Source organism: Mesorhizobium sp. WSM4810 (genome assembly GCF_055811235.1).
Genome location: NZ_JBVVQV010000008.1, coordinates 117,985 through 142,709 on the forward strand (window position 1 = coordinate 117,985; position 24,725 = coordinate 142,709).

At 61.1% G+C, this 24,725-nt stretch carries 25 protein-coding genes and 1 pseudogene; 5 read left to right on the forward strand and 21 right to left on the reverse strand.

What is annotated here, in order from left to right; all coding sequences use genetic code 11:
* Positions 1-121 precede the first annotated feature (121 nt).
* The 8 genes from AC0L3O_RS14555 to AC0L3O_RS14590 all read right to left on the reverse strand — a co-directional run bounded on the left by AC0L3O_RS14555 (position 122) and on the right by AC0L3O_RS14590 (position 8,088).
* A complete protein-coding gene (locus tag AC0L3O_RS14555) occupies positions 122-526 on the reverse strand; it encodes a Fur family transcriptional regulator (protein WP_023797411.1) in 405 nt (134 codons plus the stop codon).
* Positions 527-668: 142 nt separating this feature from the next.
* The gene (gene mgrA, locus AC0L3O_RS14560) at positions 669-1,715 is read right to left on the reverse strand and encodes an L-glyceraldehyde 3-phosphate reductase (protein WP_128173478.1); all 1,047 of its coding nucleotides are present in this window, start codon (positions 1,713-1,715) and stop codon (positions 669-671) included.
* Positions 1,716-1,838: 123 nt separating this feature from the next.
* Positions 1,839-2,999: a Gfo/Idh/MocA family protein gene (locus tag AC0L3O_RS14565; RefSeq protein ID WP_473535423.1), complete on the reverse strand. Its 1,161-nt coding sequence runs from the start codon at positions 2,997-2,999 to the stop codon at positions 1,839-1,841.
* A 12-nt stretch (positions 3,000-3,011) separates the two neighbouring features.
* On the reverse strand, positions 3,012-3,758 hold the full coding sequence (locus tag AC0L3O_RS14570; protein ID WP_473535424.1) for a sugar phosphate isomerase/epimerase family protein: 747 nt from the start codon (positions 3,756-3,758) through the stop codon (positions 3,012-3,014).
* Positions 3,759-3,813: 55 nt separating this feature from the next.
* Positions 3,814-4,911, reverse strand: coding sequence for an ABC transporter ATP-binding protein (locus tag AC0L3O_RS14575; protein WP_473615919.1), 1,098 nt, complete (start codon positions 4,909-4,911; stop codon positions 3,814-3,816).
* Positions 4,912-4,913: 2 nt separating this feature from the next.
* The gene (locus AC0L3O_RS14580; RefSeq protein WP_023797406.1) at positions 4,914-5,849 is read right to left on the reverse strand and encodes a carbohydrate ABC transporter permease; all 936 of its coding nucleotides are present in this window, start codon (positions 5,847-5,849) and stop codon (positions 4,914-4,916) included.
* A complete protein-coding gene (locus AC0L3O_RS14585) occupies positions 5,842-6,735 on the reverse strand; it encodes a carbohydrate ABC transporter permease (protein WP_473615884.1) in 894 nt (297 codons plus the stop codon). The genes AC0L3O_RS14580 and AC0L3O_RS14585 overlap by 8 nt, the downstream gene beginning before the upstream one ends.
* A gap of 114 nt (positions 6,736-6,849) precedes the next feature.
* A complete protein-coding gene (locus AC0L3O_RS14590; RefSeq protein WP_473535427.1) occupies positions 6,850-8,088 on the reverse strand; it encodes an ABC transporter substrate-binding protein in 1,239 nt (412 codons plus the stop codon).
* A gap of 385 nt (positions 8,089-8,473) precedes the next feature.
* Here AC0L3O_RS14590 and AC0L3O_RS14595 point away from each other — a divergent pair, with 385 nt between their 5' ends.
* A complete protein-coding gene (locus AC0L3O_RS14595) occupies positions 8,474-9,517 on the forward strand; it encodes a LacI family transcriptional regulator (RefSeq protein WP_473535428.1) in 1,044 nt (347 codons plus the stop codon).
* A 431-nt stretch (positions 9,518-9,948) separates the two neighbouring features.
* Here the strand turns inward: AC0L3O_RS14595 and AC0L3O_RS14600 are convergent, their stop codons facing one another.
* The 11 genes from AC0L3O_RS14600 to AC0L3O_RS14650 form a co-directional block, all read right to left on the reverse strand.
* Positions 9,949-10,707, reverse strand: a complete 759-nt coding sequence (locus AC0L3O_RS14600; protein ID WP_473615885.1) for an adenylate/guanylate cyclase domain-containing protein — start codon at positions 10,705-10,707, stop codon at positions 9,949-9,951.
* 169 nt (positions 10,708-10,876) lie between these two features.
* Positions 10,877-11,929 carry an alpha/beta fold hydrolase gene (locus AC0L3O_RS14605; protein WP_473615886.1) on the reverse strand — a complete coding sequence of 351 codons (1,053 nt, stop codon included), beginning with the start codon at positions 11,927-11,929 and terminating at the stop codon, positions 10,877-10,879.
* 43 nt (positions 11,930-11,972) lie between these two features.
* Positions 11,973-12,710 (reverse strand): hypothetical protein, encoded by a 738-nt coding sequence (locus AC0L3O_RS14610; RefSeq protein WP_473535431.1) that lies wholly within the window; start codon positions 12,708-12,710, stop codon positions 11,973-11,975.
* A gap of 51 nt (positions 12,711-12,761) precedes the next feature.
* Positions 12,762-13,568, reverse strand: a complete 807-nt coding sequence (locus AC0L3O_RS14615) for an SDR family NAD(P)-dependent oxidoreductase (RefSeq protein ID WP_473615888.1) — start codon at positions 13,566-13,568, stop codon at positions 12,762-12,764.
* Between the two features lie 129 nt (positions 13,569-13,697).
* Positions 13,698-14,351 carry a VOC family protein gene (locus AC0L3O_RS14620; RefSeq protein WP_473615889.1) on the reverse strand — a complete coding sequence of 218 codons (654 nt, stop codon included), beginning with the start codon at positions 14,349-14,351 and terminating at the stop codon, positions 13,698-13,700.
* 67 nt (positions 14,352-14,418) lie between these two features.
* Complete coding sequence (locus tag AC0L3O_RS14625) at positions 14,419-15,696, reverse strand: epoxide hydrolase family protein (protein WP_473535434.1); 1,278 nt, start codon at positions 15,694-15,696, stop codon at positions 14,419-14,421.
* Complete coding sequence (locus tag AC0L3O_RS14630) at positions 15,693-16,121, reverse strand: DUF6130 family protein (protein WP_077380650.1); 429 nt, start codon at positions 16,119-16,121, stop codon at positions 15,693-15,695. Before AC0L3O_RS14630 ends, AC0L3O_RS14625 begins: the two co-directional genes overlap by 4 nt.
* Before the next feature lie 89 nt (positions 16,122-16,210).
* A complete protein-coding gene (locus tag AC0L3O_RS14635; protein ID WP_473535435.1) occupies positions 16,211-17,572 on the reverse strand; it encodes an epoxide hydrolase family protein in 1,362 nt (453 codons plus the stop codon).
* Between the two features lie 238 nt (positions 17,573-17,810).
* Positions 17,811-18,260, reverse strand: coding sequence for a response regulator transcription factor (locus AC0L3O_RS14640; protein WP_473535436.1), 450 nt, complete (start codon positions 18,258-18,260; stop codon positions 17,811-17,813).
* A 10-nt stretch (positions 18,261-18,270) separates the two neighbouring features.
* On the reverse strand, positions 18,271-18,933 hold the full coding sequence (locus AC0L3O_RS14645; RefSeq protein ID WP_473535437.1) for a response regulator transcription factor: 663 nt from the start codon (positions 18,931-18,933) through the stop codon (positions 18,271-18,273).
* A 13-nt stretch (positions 18,934-18,946) separates the two neighbouring features.
* Positions 18,947-20,530 carry an MASE4 domain-containing protein gene (locus AC0L3O_RS14650; RefSeq protein WP_473535438.1) on the reverse strand — a complete coding sequence of 528 codons (1,584 nt, stop codon included), beginning with the start codon at positions 20,528-20,530 and terminating at the stop codon, positions 18,947-18,949.
* 610 nt (positions 20,531-21,140) lie between these two features.
* On the opposite strand from AC0L3O_RS14650, the gene AC0L3O_RS14655 reads away from it, so the two are divergent.
* Entirely contained in the window at positions 21,141-21,362 is a 222-nt protein-coding gene (locus AC0L3O_RS14655; protein WP_128184758.1) for a helix-turn-helix domain-containing protein, read from the forward strand.
* Positions 21,363-21,371: 9 nt separating this feature from the next.
* Positions 21,372-21,881: a Clp protease N-terminal domain-containing protein gene (locus AC0L3O_RS14660; protein ID WP_473615891.1), complete on the forward strand. Its 510-nt coding sequence runs from the start codon at positions 21,372-21,374 to the stop codon at positions 21,879-21,881.
* A 157-nt stretch (positions 21,882-22,038) separates the two neighbouring features.
* Here the strand turns inward: AC0L3O_RS14660 and AC0L3O_RS14665 are convergent, their stop codons facing one another.
* The gene (locus AC0L3O_RS14665) at positions 22,039-22,950 is read right to left on the reverse strand and encodes a LysR family transcriptional regulator (RefSeq protein ID WP_473535439.1); all 912 of its coding nucleotides are present in this window, start codon (positions 22,948-22,950) and stop codon (positions 22,039-22,041) included.
* A 101-nt stretch (positions 22,951-23,051) separates the two neighbouring features.
* Between AC0L3O_RS14665 and AC0L3O_RS14670 the strand changes: the two genes are divergently transcribed.
* Entirely contained in the window at positions 23,052-23,375 is a 324-nt protein-coding gene (locus AC0L3O_RS14670) for a nuclear transport factor 2 family protein (RefSeq protein WP_473535440.1), read from the forward strand.
* Positions 23,372-24,111 (forward strand): annotated as a pseudogene (locus AC0L3O_RS14675) (SDR family oxidoreductase). Before AC0L3O_RS14670 ends, AC0L3O_RS14675 begins: the two are co-directional and overlap by 4 nt.
* A 21-nt stretch (positions 24,112-24,132) precedes the next feature.
* Here the strand turns inward: AC0L3O_RS14675 and AC0L3O_RS14680 are convergent.
* The gene (locus AC0L3O_RS14680; RefSeq protein WP_128169661.1) at positions 24,133-24,603 is read right to left on the reverse strand and encodes a MarR family winged helix-turn-helix transcriptional regulator; all 471 of its coding nucleotides are present in this window, start codon (positions 24,601-24,603) and stop codon (positions 24,133-24,135) included.
* Positions 24,604-24,725 lie beyond the last annotated feature (122 nt).

The following is a 24,725-nucleotide window of genomic DNA, read 5'->3' on the forward strand; positions in this document are numbered from 1 at the left end:
GTTGGAGATTGGCGAAAGCCGGTAATGGCCGATCTCCCCCCGTGTGGGGGAGATGTCCGGCAGGACAGAGGGGGGCGCTGTCCCTCCGGCTTCCACCGCTAGGTCACGGCACAACCGGCCCTTAAGCCGCCTCGGCCAGGCATTTGGCACAGGTGCCGCGGAACTCGATCACCGCCTTCTTGGCGGCGAAGCCGGTCGAGCGTACCCATTCGTCGAGCCGGTGCCCGACATCATGGTCGGAGAATTCGGTCACCTGCCCGCATGTGTCGCAGATGGCAAAGGCGGTCATCGAATGGCTGTGGTCGTGCGGCTCGGCGCAGGCGACAAAGGAATTGAGGCTTTCGAGCCGGTGCACGAAGCCGGACTTCACCAGCGTGTCGAGCGCGCGATAGACCTGCAGCGGGGCGCGAAAACCCCGATCGCGAAGCTGGTCGAGCAATGTATAGGCGCTGAGCGGCCCGCTGGCGGCCTCGAGTTTCTCGAGCACGCACAACTGGTTTTTCGTCAGCACATCCCTTGCCGCCATGATCCTGTTCCAACCCGTTTTGCGCCGGTTGCTCGTCATTTTCCGCATGCAAGCGGCTTCAATTCTCTCCAGATAGCGACGAACCGGCCTTTTTGCTACTGTTTCTGTGCCGGCGCCGCAAACCTGAAGTGATTGCCCTGAATCACTTGCGTGGCGGACCCTTGCGCTCGGCGGAGGCGGCCCACAGATTGATGTCGGCCTCGCGCGCGTAGGTGTCGATTTCGGCGAGTTCGGCATCGCTGAAATCGAGCGCCTTCAGCGCGCCGACGCAATCCTCGACCTGTTCCGGCCGGCTGGCGCCGATCAGCGCCGAGGTCACCCGGCCCTTGCGCAGCACCCAGGCCAGCGCCATCTGCGCCAGCGTCTGGCCGCGTCGGCCGGCGATGGCGTTCAGCGCCTTGATGTTGACGATGGTCTTGTCGTTGATGAAGGCCGGCCGCAGCGACTTGCCCTGGCTGGCGCGGCTGCCCTCAGGGATGCCGCCGAGATATTTGTCGGTCAGCATGCCTTGCGCCAGCGGCGTGAACACGATCGAGCCGACGCCGAGCCCCTCCAGCGTGTCGAGCAGACCGTCGTCCTCGACCCAGCGGTTGAGCATCGAATAGCTCGGCTGATGGATGATGCAAGGCGTGCCGAGCTGCTTTAATATGTCGGCGGCCTCGCGCGTGCGCTGCGAATTGTAGGAGGAGATGCCGGCATAAAGCGCCTTGCCCGAGCGCACCGCGTGATCGAGCGCGCCCATCGTTTCTTCCAGCGGAGTATCAGGGTCGAAGCGGTGCGAATAAAAGATGTCGACATAGTCGAGCCCCATCCGCTTCAGGCTCTGATCGAGGCTGGCCAGCACATATTTGCGCCCGCCCCACTCGCCATAGGGTCCGGCCCACATCTCATACCCGGCCTTGGTCGAGATGATCAGCTCGTCACGAAAAGAGGAGAAATCCGTCCGCAGGATTTCGCCGAAAGCCGTCTCCGCCGAACCGGGCGGCGGGCCGTAATTGTTGGCGAGGTCGAAATGCGTGATGCCGAGATCGAAGGCCTTGCGCGCGATCGCCTGCTTGGTCCGGTGCGGCGTGTCGTCACCGAAATTGTGCCAGAGCCCGAGCGAGATCGCTGGCAATTTCAGGCCGGATCGCCCGCAGCGATTGTAGACCATGTTCTCGTAACGGTTTTCGGCGGGCACATAGGGCATGGGAGATCCTCAAATCAAAAGCGAGCCCGGCAGTTGCCACCGCGAAAAGGGTGAGTCGGCTCTGCCTCTCACCCTTAGCCTCTCGCCGTTTCTATGGGGAGAGGGATCGCTGAAGCGCTTATGCTACTTCTTTGCCAACAGGCCTTTCTTCTTCGCCAACAGCCCTTCCGCGTCCTTGACGCCCAGTGCCGCAGGCCGTTCGCAGGTGGTCTGCATGGCAACGAGCTTTCCGCTCGCGCCCGACCGCAACATGCCGGTCATCACATCGACGGCATGCAGCGCCAGTTCCATCGAGCAGCGATGCGGCCGTCCTTCCGTGATCGCCAGCGCCATGTCGGCGAGACCGGCGGTGCGGTAGTTGGCCATCATGCCGTGCGAATGCATCTGGTTGGCCACGCCGAATGGATGCTTCCACTTTGGCAGCTTCTTGACCGGCTTGGCGGCATCGGTGAAGCGAACGTCGCCGCCGAAGAAATTCGGATCCGACAAAAACACCGTGCCCAATTCGCCGTAGAGTTCCATCGGCGCATGGCCATGGCTCCACACGTCCCAGCTGGTATTGAGCGTCACCACGGCGCCATTCTCGAACTCCATCACGCCGTGGATGGTCGTCGGCGTCGCGACCAGGATTTTTTCGCCCGCGCGCGGCTTGGACGAGATCGTGCGTTCTGTCGAGGGGATCGAAGCGAAGGCCGCCACCTGCTTCACCGGCCCGATCAGCTGGATCAGGTTGGTGATGTAATAGGGTCCGATATCAAGCACCGGACCAGCGCCAGGCTGGAAGAAAAAATCCGGATTGGGGTGCCAGTGCTCCATCCCATGGCTCATCACATGGCATGTGCCGCTGGTGATCTTGCCGAGCTTGCCACTGTCGATAAGGTTGCGGACGAGCTGGTGCGCGCCGCCGAGGAAAGTGTCCGGCGCCGAGCCGATGCGCAGTCCGTCTTTCTCCGCCAGTTTCTTCAGGTCCAGCCCTTCCTTGACCGACAGCACGAACGGCTTTTCCGAATAGACGTGCTTGCCGGCATCGAGGATCTGTTTCGACACCTCATAGTGCACCGCCGGAACGGTGAGGTTGACGATGATGTCGATGTCGCCGGCCTTGAGCAGTCCTTCGACTGTCTCGGCGCGCAGCTTGAACTCCTTCGCCCGCGCTTTGGCTGCATCCATGTTGATATCCGCGCAGGCGCGCATCTCGATGCCGCGAAACAGCGGCGCCAGCGAAAAATACGCCTTCGAGATGTTGCCGCAGCCGATGACGCCGACCCCAAGTTTTCTTGCCATGCTGGTTTGCTCCTAATAGGTCTTGGCGGCGGTGATCGAGCGGCGGGCGAAGCGCTCGATATCGTAGGGGTTGTCGTGTTCCACGACGTAGTATTTGGCGGCGCTTTTGGCGCGCAGCGCCTGGATCAGACCGGCCCAGTCGATCGTGCCGTGGCCGACATCCGACCAGCCGTCCTCGTCGAGGCCCTCGCCGGGCTTGGCGATGTCCTTGACATGGACGGCGGCGATGCGTTTGCCATGCTTCTCGATCCAGGGCAGCGGATCGTCGCCGCCGCGCACCACCCAGGCGACGTCCATCTCCCAGCCGATGTCGGGCGCTGCCGCCAGGATGTGGTCCTGCGGCACCGAACCGTCGGCAAGCTTCTTGAACTCGAAATCATGGTTGTGCCAGGCAAAGCCGTAGCCGGCCTTTTCAGCCGTCTCGCCGACCTTGGCCAGGCGTTCGCCGAAGCCGCGCCAGCCGGCCGCATCGGTCGGCCTGCTCTCGGCGACCAGATAGGGGCAGATGAGCAGCGTGATGCCGAGCGCGTCGGCGATTTTGCGCACGCCGTCGAAATCGTTCTCGAGCGCATCGATCGAGAAATGGCCGGTCGGCATGGCGAGGCCGTTCTTGTCGAGTTCGGCACGAAATGCCGCGGGGTCGTCATAGACGCCGCCGAACCCTTCTACTTGCGCGAAGCCGAGCTCGCCCAGCATCTTGAGCACCCCTACCCAGGGTTGGAAGTTGCGGGCGCTGTAAAGTTGGAATGACCAATTCATCGTCTCTGTCCGTTCTCTGGGGATGGATGTGCTTGGAGGGTGAATTCTCGGGGTGTTACAGGCGAGTGCCGGTGGCAGCGTCGAACAGCGAAGCGCGCATCGGGTCAAAACCGATGCTCACGGTGTCGGCGTTGTTTGGCGTGCGCTCAGATGTCACCCGCACGGTGAAATTCTGATTTCCGAGCTTTAGCCAGACCAGCGTGTCGGACCCCATGGGTTCGACGACCACGACATTTGCCGTGGCTGTGAACGGCCATCCAGTGCCGCTGTTGAACGCGACATGCTCGGGCCGAATGCCGAACACCGCCGCTCCCGGCACCGGCTCCTTTTCGAAAGCGTAGGTGGCAAGCGGGATCCGCACTTCCTCGGCGACGAAGTGCCAGTTGCCATCGTCCTTCTCCAGCCGGCCGTCGAGGAAATTCATTGCCGGAGAGCCGAGGAAGCCGGCGACGAAACGGTTGACCGGGCGATTGTAGATCTTTTGCGGTGCGTCGAGCTGCTGGATGACGCCGCCCTTCATCACCGCGATGCGGTCGGCCAGCGTCATCGCCTCGATCTGGTCGTGGGTGACATAGATCATGGTGTTCTGCAATTTGCTGTGCAGCAGTTTTATCTCGACGCGCAATTCCGCGCGCAGCTTGGCGTCGAGGTTGGAGAGCGGCTCGTCGAACAGAAAGACGTCGACGTCGCGCACCAGCGCCCGCCCGATCGCCACACGCTGGCGCTGGCCGCCCGAAAGCGCCGACGGCTTGCGTTGCAGCAGCGGCTCGATCTGCAGGATTTCGGCGGCCCGCTCGATGCGCTTGGCGATCTCGTCCCTGGGAATGCCGGCAACGCGCAGCCCGAACGACAGGTTCTTCTCCACCGTCATCTGCGGGTAGAGCGCATAGGACTGGAACACCATGCCGATGCCACGGTCCTTGGGTTCCTCCCAGGTGACGTTCTTGCCCTTGATGAAGATGCGGCCGTCCGAAACGTCGAGCAGGCCGGCGATGCAGTTGAGCAGGGTCGACTTGCCGCAGCCGGACGGCCCGAGCAGCACGATGAACTCACCCTCGGCGACATCGATGTTGAGGGTTTCCAGCACCGAGATAGCGCCGAAATTCAGCGTCAGGTCCTGGATCGAAACGCTGGGATTTTCAAGTCTTCTCATCATCATCCTTTCACCGCGCCGGCGGCGATGCCACGCACGAAAAGCTTGCCGGAAACGAAGTAGACGACGAGCGGCACCAGGCCGGTCAGGATGGTGGCGGCCATGTTGACGTTGTATTCCTTCACGCCTTGCACCGAGTTGACGATGTTGTTGAGCTGCACCGTCATCGGATAGGTGTCGGGGCGGGTGTAGACGACGCCGAACAGGAAGTCGTTCCAGATGCCGGTCACCTGCAGGATGATGGCGACGACGAAGATCGGCAGCGACATCGGCAGCATGATGCGGAAATAGATGCCCCAGAAGCCGGCGCCGTCGACGCGCGCCGCCCGGAACAGTTCCTCCGGCATGGAAGTGAAATAGTTGCGGAACAACAGCGTCAGGATCGGCATGCCGAAAATGGAATGGACGATCACCAGGCCGCTTAGGCTGCCGTAGAGGCCGATCTCGCGCAGGATGATGACGATCGGATAGATCATCACCTGATAGGGAATGAAGGCGCCGACGATCAGGATCACGAAGAAAGTATCGGCTCCCTTGAAGCGCCAGTTGGCAAGCGCGTAGCCGTTCACCGAAGCGATGGCGATCGACAGGATGACCGACGGAACGGTGATGCGCACCGAATTCCAGAAGCCGCGCGAGAGCCCGTCGCAGTTGAGGCCGGTGCAGGCGCTGGACCAGGCCTTCACCCAAGGCTCGAAGGTGATCTCGAGCGGCGGCGAGAAGATGTTGCCGAGGCGTATCTCCGGCATGCCCTTGAGCGATGTCACCACCATCACGTAGAGCGGCAGCAGATAATACAGCGCCACCACGATCAGCGTGCCGTAGAGGAAGATGTTGCGGCGCGAGAACACATGCCGCGGCTTCGGCCCTCGCGGCCCGGATGCCTCAAGCCCGATAGAGCCCGTACCGGCAGGCAGGGGAACGGCAAGGTCAGCCACGCTTCTTGCCTCCGAATTCGAGATAGGCCCAGGGAACGATGACGACCACCACCGACAGCAGCATCATGGTCGAGGCGGCGAAGCCCTGGCCGAGGTTCTGGGCGAAGAACATGTAGTCATAGACATATTTGGCCGGCACTTCGGAGGCGATGCCGGGACCGCCGCTGGTTTGTGCGACAACCAGGTCATAGACCTTGACGATGCCGGCAGCGATGATGACCAGCGCGGTGATGAAGACCGGTCGCATCATCGGGATGATGATGAACAGATAGGTCTTCAGGGTGAGTATCCCATCCACCCGCGCGGCCTTCCAGATATCCTCGTCGATGCCGCGCAGGCCCGCCAGCATCAGGCACATGATGAGGCCGGTGCCTTGCCAGAGCGCGGCGATCAGGATGCCGTAGATGACGATGTCGGAATTGTAGAGCGGATCGAAGCTGAAGCTTTCCCAGCCGAGGCCGCGCACCACCCCCTGGATTCCGAACTCCGGGTTGAGCAGCCACTGCCAGACCAGACCGGTGACGATGAAGGAGAGCGCGAAGGGATAGAGGAAGATGGTGCGGAACGTGTCCTCGAAGCGGATCTTCTGGTCGAGCAGCGCCGCCAGTATGAAGCCGATGACCAGAGAGAACACCAGCGACAGCACGCCGTAGACCAGCAGGTTCTCGATCGAGACCAGCCAGCGCGGCGTCGACCACAGCCGATAATACTGGTCGAGCCCGACGAAGTTCAGCCGCGGCAGCAGTTTTGAATTGGTGAAGGAATAGAGCACCGTCCACGCGCTGCCGCCGACGAAGATCACCAGTGCGGTGAGGACCATCGGAATAGAGGCGACCTTGGCGTTAAGGTTGCGGAAGAGTTGGTTGGGGCGTTCGCTCTTGCTCATCTGCACAGCCGGGCTGGATCGGGTAAGGCCGAAGGGTCAGGGCCAAGGGTCAAGACTTGACCCGGAGCTCCCGGCCCCGCGGTCGCGGGCCGGGAGCGAGCGGTTCGTCGATCGTCAGTCCGCTGAGGCGACGATGTCGGCGAAGCGCTTTTGCGCCTCTTCCACGGTCATGTCCGGCTTGGCGAAGAACTCGGAGAAAAGGTCCTCCTTCTGCTTTTGGGTGTCTTGCGACAGCAGCTGGTCCGTCCAGGGCATGACGCTGCCCTTGGCCAGGATGTCGAGCCCTTTCTTCATGCAGTCGTTCGCCGCCTTGAGGTCGATATCGCCGCGGACCGGCAGCGAGCCCTTCTTGAGGTTGAAGGCGACCTGCGTCTTGGGATCGAGCAGCGTTTCGGCCAGCGCTTCCTGCGCCTTGGACTTTTCCGCGTCCTGCAGCAGCGGGAAGTAGAAGGCATCGCCGCCGGTGGCGATGACCTCGTTCAGGCCAAGGCCGGGAAGACACGTATAGTCCTTGCCGGCGGTCTGCCCGGCAACCTGGAACTCGCCCTGCGCCCAGTCGCCCATGATCTGGCCGCCGGCCTTGCCGGAGATGACGAGATTGGTGGCCTGGTTCCAGTCCTGCACATTGGTGTTCTTCGCCATCTTGCGGGCATCGTCCGCGGCCTTGAATACCTTCGCGACCTCGGGCCCGGCGGCGAATTCGGCATCCTTGTCGCGATAGACCTTCAAGAAAGCGTCCGTGCCGCCGACCGCCGTAAGCAGCACGTCGAAGGCGCCCGAGGATTGCCAAGGCTGCCCGCCGACCGCCAGCGGTATGATGCCTGCCTTCTCCAGCGCGGGGGCGGCCGCGACATATTCATTCCAATTCTTCGGCACCGGCACACCGGCCTTTTCGAAGGCCGCGTTCGACAGCCACAGCCACTGCCAGGAGTGAATGTTGACCGGCACGCAATAGATCTTGCCGTCGAGGGTACAACCGTCCAGCAGGCTCTTCGGCTGCACGATTTCCGCCCACTTGTCCCTGGTGGCGAGCTCGGTCAAATCGCGCATCAGACCGGCCTGCACCAATTCTTCCGCTTGCCTTCCGTGGTTGAACTGGGTGGCGCCCATCGGGTCGCCGCCAGTGATGCGGCTGATCATGATCGGCCGCGCCGTGCCGCCGGAGCCGGCGATAGCGCCGTCGACCCAATGATTGCCTGTCGCGTCGAACGCCTTGGCGAATTCGGCGACCGCCGCCGCCTCGCCGCCCGAAGTCCACCAATGGGTGACTTCCAGATCGGTCGCTGCCGCCGGGCCGGCGAATGGCAGCGCGGTTGTCACTGCCAACGCAGCGGACATGAATTGGTATCGCATTTCGGCTCCTCCCAGAATCTGAAACGTTACAGATTTTCGATACGGCAATTGTTGGAAACGCGCAACCCCCGAACAGGAGCAGCTCGGCATTTTTTCGAGCCGCGAACAAACCCGCCGCGCAATGCCCGCCTACTGCACCGCAGCAAGGCAGGTTGCCTTGCAAAGATGATGCTGCAATGCGTGAAATTCGGCAAAACCGTGCTCAGCGGCAAGCCTTGCCGACGCACACCGACTTTGCGTCGAACGGAGCGCCGCTCATCCAGGCTAGCTTTTACTGGCCGCTGCGCGATGGCAAGTGGCAATCTGTAACGTTTCAGTATATAGGGTGTTCATCACCGATTGCCGACCTGCACGGCAACTGCTATGCGCCTGACGGGCGGGATGAATGGACAGAGATCAGACGGAAAAGGACGACGAGGGCTCGGGCCGGCCGACATTGAAGACGCTTGCCTTCATGACCGGGCTGGGCGTCACCACCGTGTCGCGGGCGTTGAAGGACGCGCCCGAGATCGGCGCCGAAACCAGGCGACGCGTCCAGCTCGTCGCCAGGCAGATTGGTTACCGGCCCAACCGCGCCGGTGTGCGGCTGCGGACCGGCAAGACCAACGTCATCAGCCTCGTGCTTAACACCGAGCGCGAGATCATGAGCTTTGTCTCGGACATCATCTACGGCGTCTCGGAAGTCATTGCCGACACACCCTATCACCTGATCGTCACGCCCTATTCACGCTCTCAGGATCCCCTGGACCCGATACGTTATCTGGTGGAAACCGGTTCCGCCGACGGCGTCATCATTTCGCGCACCCAGCCGAATGACCCCAGGGCCCGTTACATGCTCGAGCGTGGCATTCCCTTTGCCACGCATGGCCGCACCGACATGGGGCTGATCCACCCCTATCATGATTTCGACAATTACGCGTTCGCGACCGAGGCTGTGCGCCACCTGGCCGGCATCGGCCGCCGCAGGCTGGCTCTGCTGGCGCCTCCAGTCGAACTGACCTACCACAGTCATACGCTGAACGGCTTCACCGATGCGCTGAGCGAGGTCGGCGCCAGCGAGATCCCGTTCAACACCGTTTCGGTCGACCATTCGATCGATCAGATCAGGATGAGGACCGCGCAGCTGATGCGCCGCGACGTCAGGCCTGACGGTTTCGTCAGCAGTGCCGCTGCCGCGACACTCGCCATCGTCGCCGGCATCGAGGACGCCGGCCTCAAGCTCGGCCGCGATGTCGACGTGGTGTCCAAGCAGTCGTCCGACCTGCTGCACCTGTTCCGCAGGGAATTGCTGGTCGTCAACGAGAACTTCCGGCTGGCCGGCGCCGAGCTCGCCCGCTCAGTGTTGGGCTGGATCGGCGGCGCAACACCTGGCTCCTTGCAAAGCCTGAGCAAGCCTGGCGAGGTTACGGCCTATCGCCGTCCCGACTAGAGCGAATACCTTCAAATTGAACTGGGCATCCCGCTCCATCTATTTGTTTTAGTCGCATTTCTGCGGCGCCAAGTGATTCCACTGGCTGCAAAAAAATGCGCGCTGCTGACTGGCCTGGGGCCGACGATACGGACCGGCAGGTGCGGAACCTGGACCTTCAAAAGCGGACAGGGATGACGGCGACTGCCGTAAAATGGGGCATCGAAGATAGGTGGATGCACGGAGATGATGGGGCCACTCCAATCAGCTTCCCAATGCTAGCCTTACGGCTGAGATCTGAAGCGGTTCATCTCGGCCTCTAATCACATGAAATCCGAGGTTCTCCGCGACGACATGTGGAGGTAGAACACGGATACCGGCGAGAAGATCTGCGGAGACCAGGATAGGTTGACCGAGAGCCTTGGATAGCGACTCCAGACGTCCAGTGGTGTTCACGACATCGCCGAAATACGCGATCTTGTGTCGCTCAAGGCAACGACCGGGCCGCAATGCAGGACGGCGCGAAACTCCGGCACCTGTCCGAAACGCGCTTGCCACGCCGCCGCCTGATCCCTTATGACCGCCGCGAAGTCGAAGACGCAACGAAGACACGCGGCGTCCCGCATGCCGCGATCCATGGGCCAGGTGACCACCGCCATATCCCCGATGTAGTCGTCAATAGAGCCGTGGGAGCGACGAACAGGAGACGCAAGTGCGTTGAATATCTGTCCGAGGTAGGCCTGGGTCTCCAGATCTCCGTACCGATCCGCGAAGTGCGTGGAGCCACTGACATCGAGGAACAGAAAGATCCGCTCCTCCTTGATGGGACGGTGATAACGACCGAGAAGCAGGCTGGTGAACAGGCTTGGCCCGATAAGGTCACGTACTCGGAACACGAATGCGACGAGGGTGGAGACGCCGAGTGAATACAGAAGACCGGACTCCGACATCACCATGGCTTCGCGAGCGGTGCTCATATAGCCGAGGAGATGGTGAAGCGCTGTGCCAGCGGCGGCATTGCCGATCAAGATCGTCAATACGTAGGTTGCGATCGTAGCCACGACGAAGACCGGCGTTGCCGCTTGCCGGATCACATTGCGCCATCGGCGCAAGATAAAGCCGCGCTCATACAACAGAATAGGCGTGCCGATGAACACGCCCCTGACTGCGGAGTGCAGTGCTTCGACATCGAACATCAGTGCGTAGGCCAAGCCCGCTACTGCCCCCACAATGGGTGCGAGGAGCCACTGCAAAGGGCGACGAAAGCGGTCCCGGCCGCGCCAAATATTCATTTCGTATCGGAGGGATTGCCCCGGGTGTGATTTCATCAGTTTTTGCCTTGGGCATGGTCGATCATGTATCGTGGCATGGCCGTTTTGCTCAGGCTAGACTCGCCACCTGAATTATGGCGTCTGCAAATGCCTTCGGTGCTTCCTGAGGAAGATTATGCCCTACGCCGCCGGATATGAGCCGGTGCTCGTATTTGCCGGAGAACATCTTGGCGTAGGCGCTGGGGTCGGGATGCGGCGCGCCGTTGGCGTCGCCCTCCAGAGTGATCGTCGGCACTGCGATGACCGGAGCTTTCGCAAGTCGCTGCTCCAACTCGTCATATTGTGGCTCGCCTTCCGCCAACCCAAGCCGCCAGCGGTAGTTGTGTACTACGATGTCGACATGATCCGGATTGTCGAAGGCGGTGGCGCTGCGCTCGAAGGTGGCGTTGTCGAAATTCCACTGCGGAGAAGCGAGTTGCCAGATCAGCTTGGCAAAATCCCGCGTGTATTTCCCGTAGCCAGCGCGGCCCCGCTCAGTGGCGAAGTAATATTGGTACCACCATGGCAGCTCGGCCTTTGGCGGCAGAGGCAACTTGTTGGCCTCCTGGCTGCCGATCAGGTAGCCGCTGACCGAGACAAGGGCCTTGCAGCGTTCCGGCCACAGCGCCGCGACGATGTTGGCCGTGCGTGCGCCCCAGTCGCAACCGCCGACGATCGCCTTATCGATTTGCAGTGCATCCATCAGCGCAATGACATCAATCGCGACCACCGCCTGCTGGCCATTGCGTGGCGTTTTGTCGGAGAGGAACCGCGTGGTGCCATAGCAGCGTAGATATGGAACGACGACCCGAAAGCCTTTCGACGCCAAGATCGCCGCAACGTCGACATAGGTGTGGATGTCGTACGGCCATCCATGCAGGAGGATAACGACCAACCCTTTGCCAGGACCGACCTCGGCATATCCAATGTCGAGCACGCCAGCTTGAACCTGCTTCAACGGACCGAACGACGTATTTGCTTGTGGTTCGATTGTGCTGGCGTCCGGTTTCGTAATGCTGGACTGCGCATTTGCCGAGCCCGTCATGGCAAACTGAGCGGCCGCAACGGTGGTGACGGCCACGCCCAACAAGTGGCGTCGATGGAGGTCGATCTGTTCGGTCATAGTGGTTTGTATCCGTTGATAAGGCATGGTGCCTGGTGGAGGATTATCTTCGGTCGACTGCCACATCGGACACGTTGACCGTGATAGGTGCGAATGCTTGGTTTGCGACCCCCTCGGCGTCATGCAGGAGCACACGCCGCCGTGTCGGGAATACGAACCCGTCAAAGGTTTTGTGGTCATAAGCGTAGTGTGCGACCGGCGGGTTTCCCGTGACGTCGGGCGAATAGTCCATGCGCCGCTGCATAAACGCATCGTCGAAATAAAAGACCTGATCGGCGTTATGGTTGGCGATGGTCTTAGGGAACGTGACGGCCAGCCGTCGCCACGTTTGCGCGCCCTCTCTCCAGGGGGCGATTTCTCGTGCTTCGACACCGGGCAGGGTGAAGACGAACGGCGCCGTGAGGTAGTTCCATACGGCGGCGCTCGTGAAGTACGCCACCTGGATCGCATCCCAGGGTGTGCTGCCATCCAGAAAGGGCAGCGGAAATGAGCCACGTGGATTGAAACGTTCCTCGATGATGCGGCCGTCGCGCGTAGCGATAGCGATCCGTTCGGGACCGACATCCAGCACGGACATACGGTCTGGCGCTGTGAAGGGCGCAAAAACGATGCGCTCGCGATGTGGATCGAGCGTGACCGTCTGCTTGGAATAGATGTCCGGCCAGCCCCTTGCAGCCCAAAATACGCCCCCGAGCGACATTTCCGCAGTGATGCTTGTAACGTTACCCCAGTTCTGCAAACCGCCATGCGCCTCTAGAACCGCCGTCAAAAGCTTGTCCATTTGATTCTCCTCTGGCGCGTTACCAGGCTGCCCCACTGAGTTTTCGCTTGGTTAGGCGGCCACGGCGATGCCGTACCGCGCCGGCGAGGCGTTGAGCGAAAGATTTGGGATGAGTTTCTGCCGCGCCGCTTCATAGGCGTGCCAGTCGGCGACGTCGGGAAGCGAGGGAATAGTCACCAACTCGCCCTGGTCGAGGCCGGCAACGGCCGCGTCGACGAGGTCATCGGACTGCATGATCGCCTTGCTCGGCAGATCGTCGAGTGAACCTCCTGATACGTCCCAGAAATTGGTGGCGATGGCGCCGGGCAGAACCGCCTGGATGCGCAGCTTCTTGTCCGCAAGCTCCTTGTGGAGCGACAGGCTGAAAGCGAGCACAAAGGCTTTCGTCGCACCATAGACACCGTTGAGGATTTCCGGCGCGATGGCGACTGCTGACGAGATGTTGATGATTGTGCCGCCGCCTCGCGCCACAAAGGCCGGAGCCGCTGCATAAGTCAGGCGGGTCAACGCCGTGATGTTGAGCCCGATCATCGCTTGCATCTTGTCGATGTCGGATTCCAGGAGCGGCGCGACAGCGCCGATGCCAGCGTTATTGACCAACATCGTGATGGCGGGATCGGCGCCGAGCAAGGTCTCGATCCGGCCCAGATCCGCCTTGTCGTTGAGGTCAGCCGCAACGGTGCTGACGCTGCAATTCGTTGAGCCGGCGATGTGCCTGGCCACTTTGTCCAGCCTCTCCAGGCTGCGCGCCACGAGAATGAGGTCATAGCCGCGGCGCGCGAGCCGGTCGGCGTAGATCGCTCCAATCCCGGCGGAAGCGCCGGTCACCATCGCGATGCCCATTTTGGAATACGTCATGATTGCTCTCCCATTCGATTGCGCTGGCAACTGCGCGTCAAACCATCAGCCGCAAACCTGGCTTGGATCGCCGGCTAAGTTTGGCAGCGGGACGGTGACCCGTCCCGCTCACCCAATTTCGGTTGCTGCTTAAAGCGGCAGCGGCTTGCCCGCCTGCTCCGCCACCATGTACTTGGCGTACCAGTCCGGCCAATTCTCATCGCGTTGGCCGCCGTTGCGCTTCTCGTGCTCGCCGTGGGCTAACCCCGCGCGCCACATTGCGGCCGCAAGGTCCGCTACCGAAGCATAGTCCGTCGTATTGGAATCGACCCGGCCAGGGAGCCGGGTGGTGACCTCCTGCAGCAGCCACTCGTTGCCGTCTGGATCCTTGAAGGTTGCGTAAGAGGAATAGCTCTGCCGCTCCGGATGCCTGCCGCTGACCGTTGGTTTGCCCGGACCGGCGCGGTGGAACACTTCGCTCACCTCGACGCCGTGGCCAATGAGTTCGGCGCGCGCGGCGTCAATGTCCGACACGACGAGGAAAAGCCCGCTTGCGGAGCCGGGCGCGGCCGGCGTGATGCCGGTGCCGAAATGGATCGAGGCCGGCGAGCCCGGAGGCGTGAACTGCATCGCCCGGAACGCGTCGCCGACGACGAAGTCGCCGTCGAGCCTCCAGCCCAGGCCTTCGTAAAACTGCTTGGAGCGTGCTGCGTCCGAAACTGGGATAACCACGGCCTCGAGCTTCATGTCGAGCGTCCGCGTTTCGATCGGTTTTTCGCTATGCGTCTGAGTGGTGCTGCTCATGTCGATCTCCTTAGGTTTAACCTGTTGAGCGTTGAACGCGTCCGGGCTGGGGCCTGGTACGCGCGCCTCAGAAATCTTGTCGGAGCGGTCGGAACGCCGCACGCAATTCGGCGGAAAACAGTTCGGGCTGCTCCCAGGCGGCGAAATGACCGCCCTTGTCGACCTCATGAAAGTAAATCAGGTTTGGATAGGCGCGCCGGGCCCACGTCTCCGGGGCCAGATAAGTTTCCTCCGGAAAGACCGTGATGGCCACCGGCAGCGCGATCTCGAGGGTCCGCTCCACGGCCGCAAAAACAACGCTGCGTCCACCGTACTCCCAGTACAGCCGCCCTGCTGAGGTCGCGCTGTTGCTCAGCCAGTACTGCGTAATGTCGTCCAGCACCTCGTCCGGGGTCTTTTCGGGATCGCTGTTGTCGTATGTCCAGCGCGAGAAGCCCGGATGTCCGAGCATCCACGCCGCGAGGCCTGTGGGAGAGTCATTGATGGCGTAGCCGATCGTCTGCGGCCGGGTGCCCATCATCGTAGCGTAGGATCTGTTCCCCATCTTGGCACCAGCGCTGAGCGCGTCAAACGCTGCGCGTTCCTTATCCGTGAGTCCCGTTGGCGCTGGCCCGCCGACGGCGAGCACCGCGGCAATCTCGGGCGGCACCACCGCCGGCAAGTTAATATGAATGCCGAGCAGACCTGTCGGCGCCTGGCGCGCCATCGCGCTGGAGACGGGGGAGCCCCAGTCGCCACCCTGTGCGACGTAGCGGGTGTAACCCAGGCGCTTCATCAGCTCCGCCCAGGTTTGCGCGATGCGATCCGGTCCCCAACCCGTCTCTGTCGGTTTGCCGGAGAAGCCATATCCCGGCATCGAAGGCAGGACGAGATCGAACGCGTCCTCCGCTCGTCCGCCATGAGCTGTGGGATCCGCCAGCGGGCCCACGGTCTTGAGCAGTTCGAACACCGACCCGGGCCAGCCATGCGTCATGATCAGCGGCAAAGCATTGGGATGCTTCGAGCGGACGTGAATGAAGTGAATGTCCACGCCGTCGATCGTTGTCATGAATTGAGGCAGGGTGTTGAGCTTGGCCTCGGCCTTTCGCCAGTCGTAGCCGGTGCCCCAATACTTGACGAGCGGCTTCAGCTTCGCCAACTGTATGCCCTGCGACTGGTCATCGACCGTCTCGCGATCCGGCCACCGTGTTTCGGCGATGCGCCGACGAAGGTCTTCGAGCGCCGCTTGCGGGATGCCGACGGTGAAGGGCCGGATCGAGCGATCTTCGGCCGCACTGGCGTTGGCCAAGGCGGAAAAGATGCAAAGCCCGAATGCCAGCACGGTCGCCAACTTGTGGAGCTTCATGGCTGAATCTCCTTGCCCGGCGAGTGGAACGTCACCGTTTGCTTGGTGAAGACGTTACCTTCGGCGTCCACCACCTCGACTAGGACCTTGTGCTGTCCGCGCGGCATGCCCACCAGGATGATGGTGTCGCTCTGACCGTAGTCCGCCCACGCCCAGGGCAGGTCGTCGACGGTGAGGTGCAGATGCCCGACGCGCGGAGACACATTGCGCGCGGCCGGCCCACCGACAGGCAGGATGCGCAGGTTCTCCACCCGGTACGGGATGAACACCACGCCCCCGGCCAACGGACCCGGAAGCGGCGGCTCCACGATCAGCTTTGGGGCGGGCTCGTTGTCGATGGGCACGACCGTGCTCTGGGCGAACGCACCCGTGGCGAACACGGTGCAAGCCGCGAGTGCGGTGAGCGTCTGGATGAGAAGGTTCATTGCATTCTCTCCTTTTGGAGATGCGCTGGGGGTTAATCGCCAGGCGGAGGATGACGCGCACGTCCGGCGCGCCATCCCCGCTCAACACTTCACGCCGTCCGCAACGTCTTGAACGATGCGCGCACGTCGTCGGTGAAGTACTTCGGCTGTTCCCATGCCGCGAAGTGGCAGCCCTTGGGCGGGTGGCCGTAATGCAGGAGCTTCGGGAACGCGCGCTCGGTCCAACTCTTCGGCGCCGTGTAGATCTCGCTGGGGTTCGCGCTCACGCCGACGGGAATGGTGATGCCTTTGGCGTCGAAGAAGCCCGCCTTCGCCGTTTGCCGGTGTTCCCAATAGAGCCGGGCCGACGAGATGGCCGTGTTGGTCAGCCAATAGAGCGTGATGTTGTCGAGGATGTCGTCGCGGGTAAGGCCCTCCGGCTCCCCATCGAAGGAGCGGGCTATCAGTGCATAACTGTCCGCATCGTGATCGAGAATCCATGACGCCAGGCCGACCGGTGAATCGACGAGCCCGTAAAGCGTCTGCGGACGAAGCGCCATCTCGTTGGCATAGCCCAGGCCGAACTTGTAAAAGAAGGCGACCTGCTCGTAGGCGCGCTTTTCGTCGGGCCCGAGATCGGCGGGAGGCGGACTGCCGGCGGCAAGCGCCTTCACAATCTCGGGCGGAATGGTCGCTGGCATATTGGTGTGGATGGCGATCAGCTCGGGAGGCGCCATCAGAGCCATCTGTTCGGTGATGAGAGCCCCCCAGTCGCCGCCCTGTGCAACAAACCGGTTATAGCCCAGGCGCTTCATCAGCACGGTCCACGCTTTCGCGATGCGCGCCGGATCCCAACCGGGTTGGGTCGGTTTGGCGGAAAAGCCGTAGCCCGGCATCGACGGGATCACCACGTCGAACGCGTCGGCCGCGGTTCCGTCATGCGCCGTGGGGTTCGTGAGCGGATCGATGACCTTCAGCAGCTCGATGACCGAACCGGGCCAGCCGTGCGTGATGATGACCGGCAGCGCACCCTGATGGCTTGATTTCACGTGGATGAAGTGGATGTCCAGCCCGTCGATCTCGGTGACGAAATGCGGCAGCGACTTCAGCTGCGCCTCGCACTTGCTCCAATCATATTCCGTTCCCCAGTACTGAATGAGCTTCTGCATCGTCGCGAGTTGCACGCCTTGTGTGTCGCCTGCCGCCAACGTCGCCGAAGTCCGCCGAGAAGCTGCTTCGGACACCAACTCGTGATCGGGCCAGCGCGTGGCGGCGATGCGACGGCGTAGCTCGTCGATCTCCTCCTGCGGGAAGCTGACGGTGAAGGGGCGGATTGAACCGGCATCGGCCGCGGCCGCCGGCTGAGACGAGGTGAAGTTGAACGCGGCAGCACCTGCCGAAGTGGCAAGCAATGCGGTGGCCGATGTGGCAAGAAAGTCGCGCCGATTTGGCGCCGGTGATGCCGTGGACATGATCAGTCTCCTTCGTTGCGCGATGCCATTAGAGGGGTTGAACACTTTAGTTGTGCTCTCACTCCAGTGCGCGCTCCATCGGACGTAGGTTGGTCGTGACCGCGTGTTCGTTTATGGCGGTCATACCTAGGTTTATAGGCCTCGACGGGCCCGAGCGTCCCTCGGTTGAACGGATGCGCTTCGACGATTGGACTTTGCGGTCTGCTGAGCCTGATCGTGCCCAGCGATCGGCGACGCGCTAGTCGCTCTCACCGGCATTGTTTTTCAATGCAACGTCGAGGCAGCGAGACAGCGTGTCGCCGTCAAAAGGCTTGCTCAAAAAGCAGACGGCGCCTCGAACCAGCGCTTGAGCGCGCGCCTTTTCATCGGGAAAGGCCGTGATGAAAATGATGGGCGTTTTATGTCCACGCGAGCGCAAGACATCGTGCAACTCGATTCCGCTCATCTCCGGCATCTGGATGTCTGAAATCAGACACAAGGTTTGAGTCAGTTGTTCCGAGTGCAAGAACGCACGTGCGGATGGGAACGCGTGGGCGACAAACCCAAGCGACCGTACAAGACTCGCAGTTCCGCTTCGGATGGATTCGTCATCGTCGACGATTGAAATAACGGGGGTGTCTGGCAAGCGATTGGCCCATCTATGCACACCGACAATGGTACGAGTCGGCTGTGTTCGAAAGTCATACATAGATATGAGGCTACGAGGACATTTCCCGGCCGATACCGAGTGCTTCGGCCATTTTGACCAGGTCCGCGAGCGATTTCGCACGCATCTTCTTCATCGCATGGCCGCGATGAATCTTAACCGTAATCTCGCTGAGGCCGATGTGAGCGGCGATCTGTTTGTTCATTAAGCCAGTAGCGACGAGCGCCATCACCTCCTGTTCGCGCGACGTCAGGCTGTCGAACAGGCCCTTTAAGTCGAGCCGTGCGCGATCGGCATCCAGTCTGGCCCGGTCGCGGGTGATCGCGGCGGTGACGGCATCCAACATATCCTGGTCGCGAAACGGCTTGGTGATGAAGTCGACGGCGCCGGCTTTCATAGCCCGTACGGACATGGGGATATCGCCGTGTGCAGTGATGAAGATGATGGGAATATGGACATCGGCCTTGGTCAACTCGGCATGAAGCTCAAAGCCGCTCAACCCCGGTAGCCGAACATCGAGAACCAGGCAGCTCGGGATCGGAGGCAGCTTGCTTTGCATGAGTTCGTTCGCCGAATGGAATAGTTCGGCGCGCAAACCGACCGAGCGGAATAACAGGCCGAGCGCGTCGCGGATTCCGGCGTCGTCATCGATCACATAGACAGCAGGCTCGACTTCTGTCGTCGGCTGCAAACTGTTCGGTGCGACTTTGATCACAGACGGATCCTCGTCATGCGGAGACAGAGCGAATTGCGCTAAAATGAAATATGGCACCCCGGGGCGTGTTCGGGGCCGCCCACAACCGCCCATCGTGGGCTTCGACGATCGATCTGCAGATCGACAGGCCCATCCCCATGCCGTCGGGCTTTGTCGTGAAGAGCGGGTTGAATATTCGATCCACGTCTTGCGGACCAATTCCTGTTCCAGTGTCCGCAACCGAAACTGTTACGTGGCCATCGTCATGCAACTTGGATTTCACGGACAGCACCCGCGCCCCGCCGACCGCAGCCATGGAATCGATGGCGTTCGTGATCAGGTTTACAAGCAACTGCTGTAGCTGGATTCGATCACCTGTTACCCGCGGCAGGCGTTCATCCAGCTCGGCTTCGACCATTATCCGGTGTTTCGCCAGACCCTCTCGCACCAGGGTGAGTGTTTCCCCGATAAGGCCGTTGAGGTCGAGCGGAGCTCGCTTGCGGTCTTCTTTCTTGAAGATCGTTCTAATTCCGTCGATCACCGCAGCCGCGCGATGACCACCGGCGATAATCTGCTTGAATGCCTCCTTTGCTTCCTCCAGATCGGGCATCGAGCGACCGAGAAAGCGCAAGCCCGCATCGGCGCTCGTTATCATGCCAGATAGAGGTTGTTTGACTTCATGCGCAACCGTGGCCGCGACTGCGTCGCCGGTTACCAGCCGCGCCTCGCGCTCGTGACGCTGGCCACGGACCGCTCCGAGAAGCCGCGTATAAAGGGTTGTTATCTCATGAAGCAGAACCATAAGGACGAGACCGCTGGACAGAACTCCGAAGATGCGGACGGTATACCAGCCAAGGCTGAAGCGGGCCGGATCGGGGTAATAGCTTAAAGGCATCTCTATCGTGAATAAGATCATGACGACCATCAACCAAAGATCGAGCATTGAGTGTCGCCGGATCCAGAGCACGACGATGGCGACGATACTCAACAACGCGACCGGCGCACCCACATAGGGCCACACCGGGCTAAGGCGAGTGGAATCGAGGGTCACGCGCGGTAACGACGCTTCGCCCGCTATGAAAAGAAAAGACGCTAACGAGACCACAGCTGCAGTCAGGGCGACACTGACAGCGATCTGCCCCCGCACGGTACCCTGTCGAAATCGTTTGCTGGGGTTCGAGCCCTTTGAGAGGGCATAGCCTATGACAAATAGGGGAAAGCCAGCGTGCTGGAAAAAGTAGATCCATGACGTACTCTGCATGCCGCCCACCAGGCCGCCCTTTGGCGTGAACAGACCTGGAAATGCCAGAACAAACGGGATCAGCATGAGCGCTGTAAAGAGATATCCGCTTGCAATCAGGAGCGTGGCACGTGAGCGCAGGATGGAAAACTGAGTGTACAGGAGGATTGCGGTGATCGAATCGTTCACGAACATCGCTGTCGCATAGGCAGGGACGAAGGCGTCGACCCGGCTCAGATGGATGCCCGAGAGCGGACTAACAGTGATCAACACGTAGACGGCCAACAGGCCAAGCACAAAAACGAGAGCGAGCTGCTTCTGCGCCTGACTTGGCGGCAAGCTCGAGAGGACGAAAAAATCGTCCTCTGGGACTGTCACGACTGTCCTCTCCATAAGATACTCATCGCAGCGGCTGCAGCGCGCGGCACGAAAGTCATGGCGCTCGAAAATGATAAAGCTATTTTGCCTGAACTCATCGTCATTCTACCACCCGGGCTGCCAAGTAACAACGAACCAGGAGGCGCGTCAGCGAGATCGCACTTTCCTGCCAATGACCCGATCTCGAACGTGGATCTTCCCCGATCGGCGATTGGGCCGTGGCCCATCAAAACCGAGCAGCGGCGGATTGGGCTGCCCTGCTTGTTCGGCTTGTGCCCGGATCGACTCGAGTCCGTAGGCTCGGGCGCACAAAGATTCGTCAGCGCGTGCCAATGACCGCAATGGGTCCGGCTCCGGCTGCTCGGTGTTGGGCTGGAACGGCGGCGCAACACCTGGCTCCTTGCAGAGCCTGAGCAAGCCGACCGGGGGTTCTGGCCTATCGCGCTCCTGACTGATCTTTTTGTTCAAGCATCGGATTTTTTCCCAAACCAGAAGTCACAGATGCGTGCCTGGCGGCCGCTCTGCCCCGGGTTCTCTGGAACCCGACCCGAATGCATCGTCCCGTCAACATATGTTGACACGAGACGATTTCGTCAACTAATGTTGACGCATGATCGATGTCCGCCAACTGCCCACACCTGACCAGCCGGAGGAAGCATTGGCTGCGGTCGTTGCGCTTCGGCGAGCGGCTGACCTATTGGAGCGTAGAGCGGTCAGGGCGGCCCTGAAGCAAGGTTGGTCCTGGGCGAAGATTGCCCAGGCACTCGGCATCTCCAAACAGGCAGCCCATAAGCGGCTGTCCGACATCAACGCCCAGGATAATCCGCCATAGGAGACGATCATGCTCAGCGGCATCAAAACCCGTCTATCGAACGTCCGCACCATCAAGACACTGTGCGAAAGTGCCGAAAACTACGCTTTAAAGGACCAGCAGCGACAGGCCGGCGCCGAACATTTCCTGCTGGCGGCCATCGATCTTCCCGACAATACCGCCCGTCTCGCATTCCGCGAAATTGGGGCGGATGCCGCTGGCTTCCGCGACGCGGTCGGCGCTCAATATTGGGAAGCCCTGCGCTCCGTTGGGGTGAACGCCGGCGAACACAAATCCGGGGGTTTAGCCCCAGAACCGCTTCAGGGAGCGGCAGGCCTCTATGACGCAGCCCCGTCGGGAGCTGAGGTGATGAAGGAATTGGCGGCCAACCGAAACGATCACCGTCCACTGCTGGGTGCGCATGTCGTGGCTATAGTCGCAGCGATGGAGCAGGGAGTGGCGGCACGTGCGTTGCGCTGCATGGGAGTCGATCCCGCTGCGCTGAAGGCGGCGGCGAACAAGTTCTCGCGCGCCAGCTGACGGAAGGTGGTGTAGGTTGGTTTGTCAGTGGCGGACGGAGTGTTCGAACGCATGCGCCGAAATATTCGGCTGAACTTCGGCAACACAACTATGTCTGCTTTTGGAAGGCGATCGACAGCTCGAACGACGCCCATTGCGGCGCAAAGCGGAACGGCGCTTAAGCCGTGTTTCGGGCTTTTGATCCGAGTTCCCGTGCTAGCTCAACGAATGCTCTGTGCGCCGCGGATGGATTCCGTCGTCCCGGGTAATAGATGCAGAGTTCGTCGGAAGGCGGCAGCCATTCCTTCAGAACGCTGATCAACCGCCCTGCCTCAATATCCTCGCGCACGTCACGTTCCATTACGTAGCCCAGCGCCACGCCTTCGAGCACTGTGCCGCGGGACAGGCTTGCCTCATCCAAAGTCATCGGTCCGTTCACATCGATCAATAGCGGTTCCCCATCCTTCTCGAAGCGCCAGCGAAAGAGCGCGCCATTCGGCAGCCGGATACGGATACACCGATGTTGAAGGAGGTCAGTCGGTGTGGAAGGCGTACCATAGCTTTTGAAATAGTCGGGCGAGCCTATGACCACATTTCTCTGCGGCCGACCCAGCGAGATCGCAATCATGTCACTCGGCACGAGGGTGGCGCGACGCACGCCCAGGTCGAATCCTTCCGCGACGATGTCCAAGAGCCGTCCCTCGGTGACCAGATCGATATGGACCTGCGGGTAACGCCTGATGAACTCCAGAAGCAGGGGTGAAAGGATTTCTCGCGCGGCAGTGGCATAGGAATTGATGCGGAGCGTTCCCGTGGGGTTTGCCTGCTTTGAGCGCGCTTCATCCATGGCACCATGGATGTCCTGCAACGCTGGACGGACGCTCTCGACGAACAGGCGACCGGCATCCGACAGAGATACGCTGCGGGTGGTTCGGTTGAGCAAGCGAACGCCAAGGTGGGCCTCCAGCTTGCCGACGGCATTGCTAAGGGCAGTCGTCGACATTCCCAGTTCAAGCGCCGCGCCGCGGAAAGAGGATCTGCGAGCAACGGCTACGACAGCTTCCAGATCGTGAAGGCCTGGTCTCGCCATTATCCCACTTTCCGCAATTCGACATCCATACTTATCCCAATTATCCGAACATCGAAATACGCCTACTTGTGGAGCGAACAATTCCCCAGAGGAGATGAGAGATGCAACTGCCTCAGGCGATCCAGGCTTATTTCGAAGCGGATCGGAAGAACAACTGCGAGGCTCTGCTGGCCTGTTTCGCGCCGAGCGCCGCTATCCATGACGAGGGCCGCTCCCACTCCGGGCACTATGCCATCGGCAATTGGTGGGAATGGTCGAAAGCCAGGTATCGGCACGTCGCCGATCCGCTCGAAGCCCTCACTGACGAGCACGGGACGAAGGTGATCGCCAAAGTCACTGGCGAGTTTCCCGGCAGCCCTGCAAATCTCACCTACATCTTCCGTCTGATGGGCGACAAGATCGCAGCCTTGGAGATCGGCGCATGAGCGACTTCCTGAACCTGTCAGGCAAGCGCGCCCTGATCACTTCCGGCACAAAGGGAGCCGGTGCCGCAACCGTCGACCTGTTCCGCAAACTCGGCGCGCGTGTGCTGACGACGGCCCGCTCGTTCCCCGCGAACTCTTCGGCGGAGCTTTTCGTGGCTGCCGATCTTTCCACCAGCGAAGGCTGCTTCACGGTGGCCGAAGCTGTCAGGGGTAAGTTGGGCGGCGTCGACATTATCGTTCACATGCTCGGCGGTTCTTCCTCGCCGGCAGGCGGCTTCTCGGCGCTGGGCGCGCCGTGCGGCTCGACCGAGAACTGATACCGGGAATGATCGCGCAGGGAAGCGGCGTGGTGATCCACGTCTCTTCCATCCAGAGGCTGCTTCCCCTGCCGGAAGCCACGACCGCGTACGCCGCGGCGAAGGCGGCGTTGTCGACCTACAGCAAAAGCCTCTCCAAGGAGGTGTCGCCGAAAGGCGTGCGTGTCGTTCGCGTGTCACCAGGCTGGATTGAAACCGAGGCCTCCGTCGAGCTCGCCCGACGTCTCGCGGATGAGGCAGGCACCGACGTCGAAGGCGGCATGAACATCATAATGGACTCCCTCGGTGGAATCCCCCTCGGTCGCCCCTCAAGCCCTGCCGAGATCGCCAATCTCGTCGCCTTTCTGTCTTCCGATCGTGCCTCTTCGATCACGGGTGCGGAGTACACAATCGACGGAGGAACCGTGCCTACAGTGTAAAAAAGGCCCATGCTTGCCGGCTTAGGCCGTGCTCCTCCAGACCCCCGTATGTTCATAGATCGCGTCACGTAGCTCCCTGACGTCACGGTTGATCTGGTTGAGATGCGCTGGGCTTTGTCCTGAGGAGGAAAGCAGAGCGTCAGCAAGGCAGCCTGCACGAGATCTGAGTTCGCGTCCCTTATCAGTCAGTGCAACCACGACCTGCCTCTCGTTCGCGGGATTCCGCGTCCGGCGCAGAAGTCCTGCCGCTTCGAGCCGTTTGAGCAAGGGCGTCAGAGTGCTCGACTCCAGCGCGAGCCTTTCGGCGATGCTGCCAACGGTCAGCTTGTCCTCGCGCCAGAGGACATTGAGTACGAGGTATTGGGGATAAGTCAGGCCCAAATCGTCCAGCAGTGGCTTGTACACCCTCTGGATCGCCATGCCGGCAGAGTAGATCGCGTAACAGAGCTGATCGTCGAGCGGCAATGGGTCGTTGAATTTTTTCGCTGGCATGGGTGCTCTCCTTGGACCCCGATATAGCGTACCCGATCCCAAAAAAGAATATCGCGATAAAAATTATGCTGGACATATCGCGGCTGGAACCGTAGAGAAAGATATCGCGATAATTGTTATCG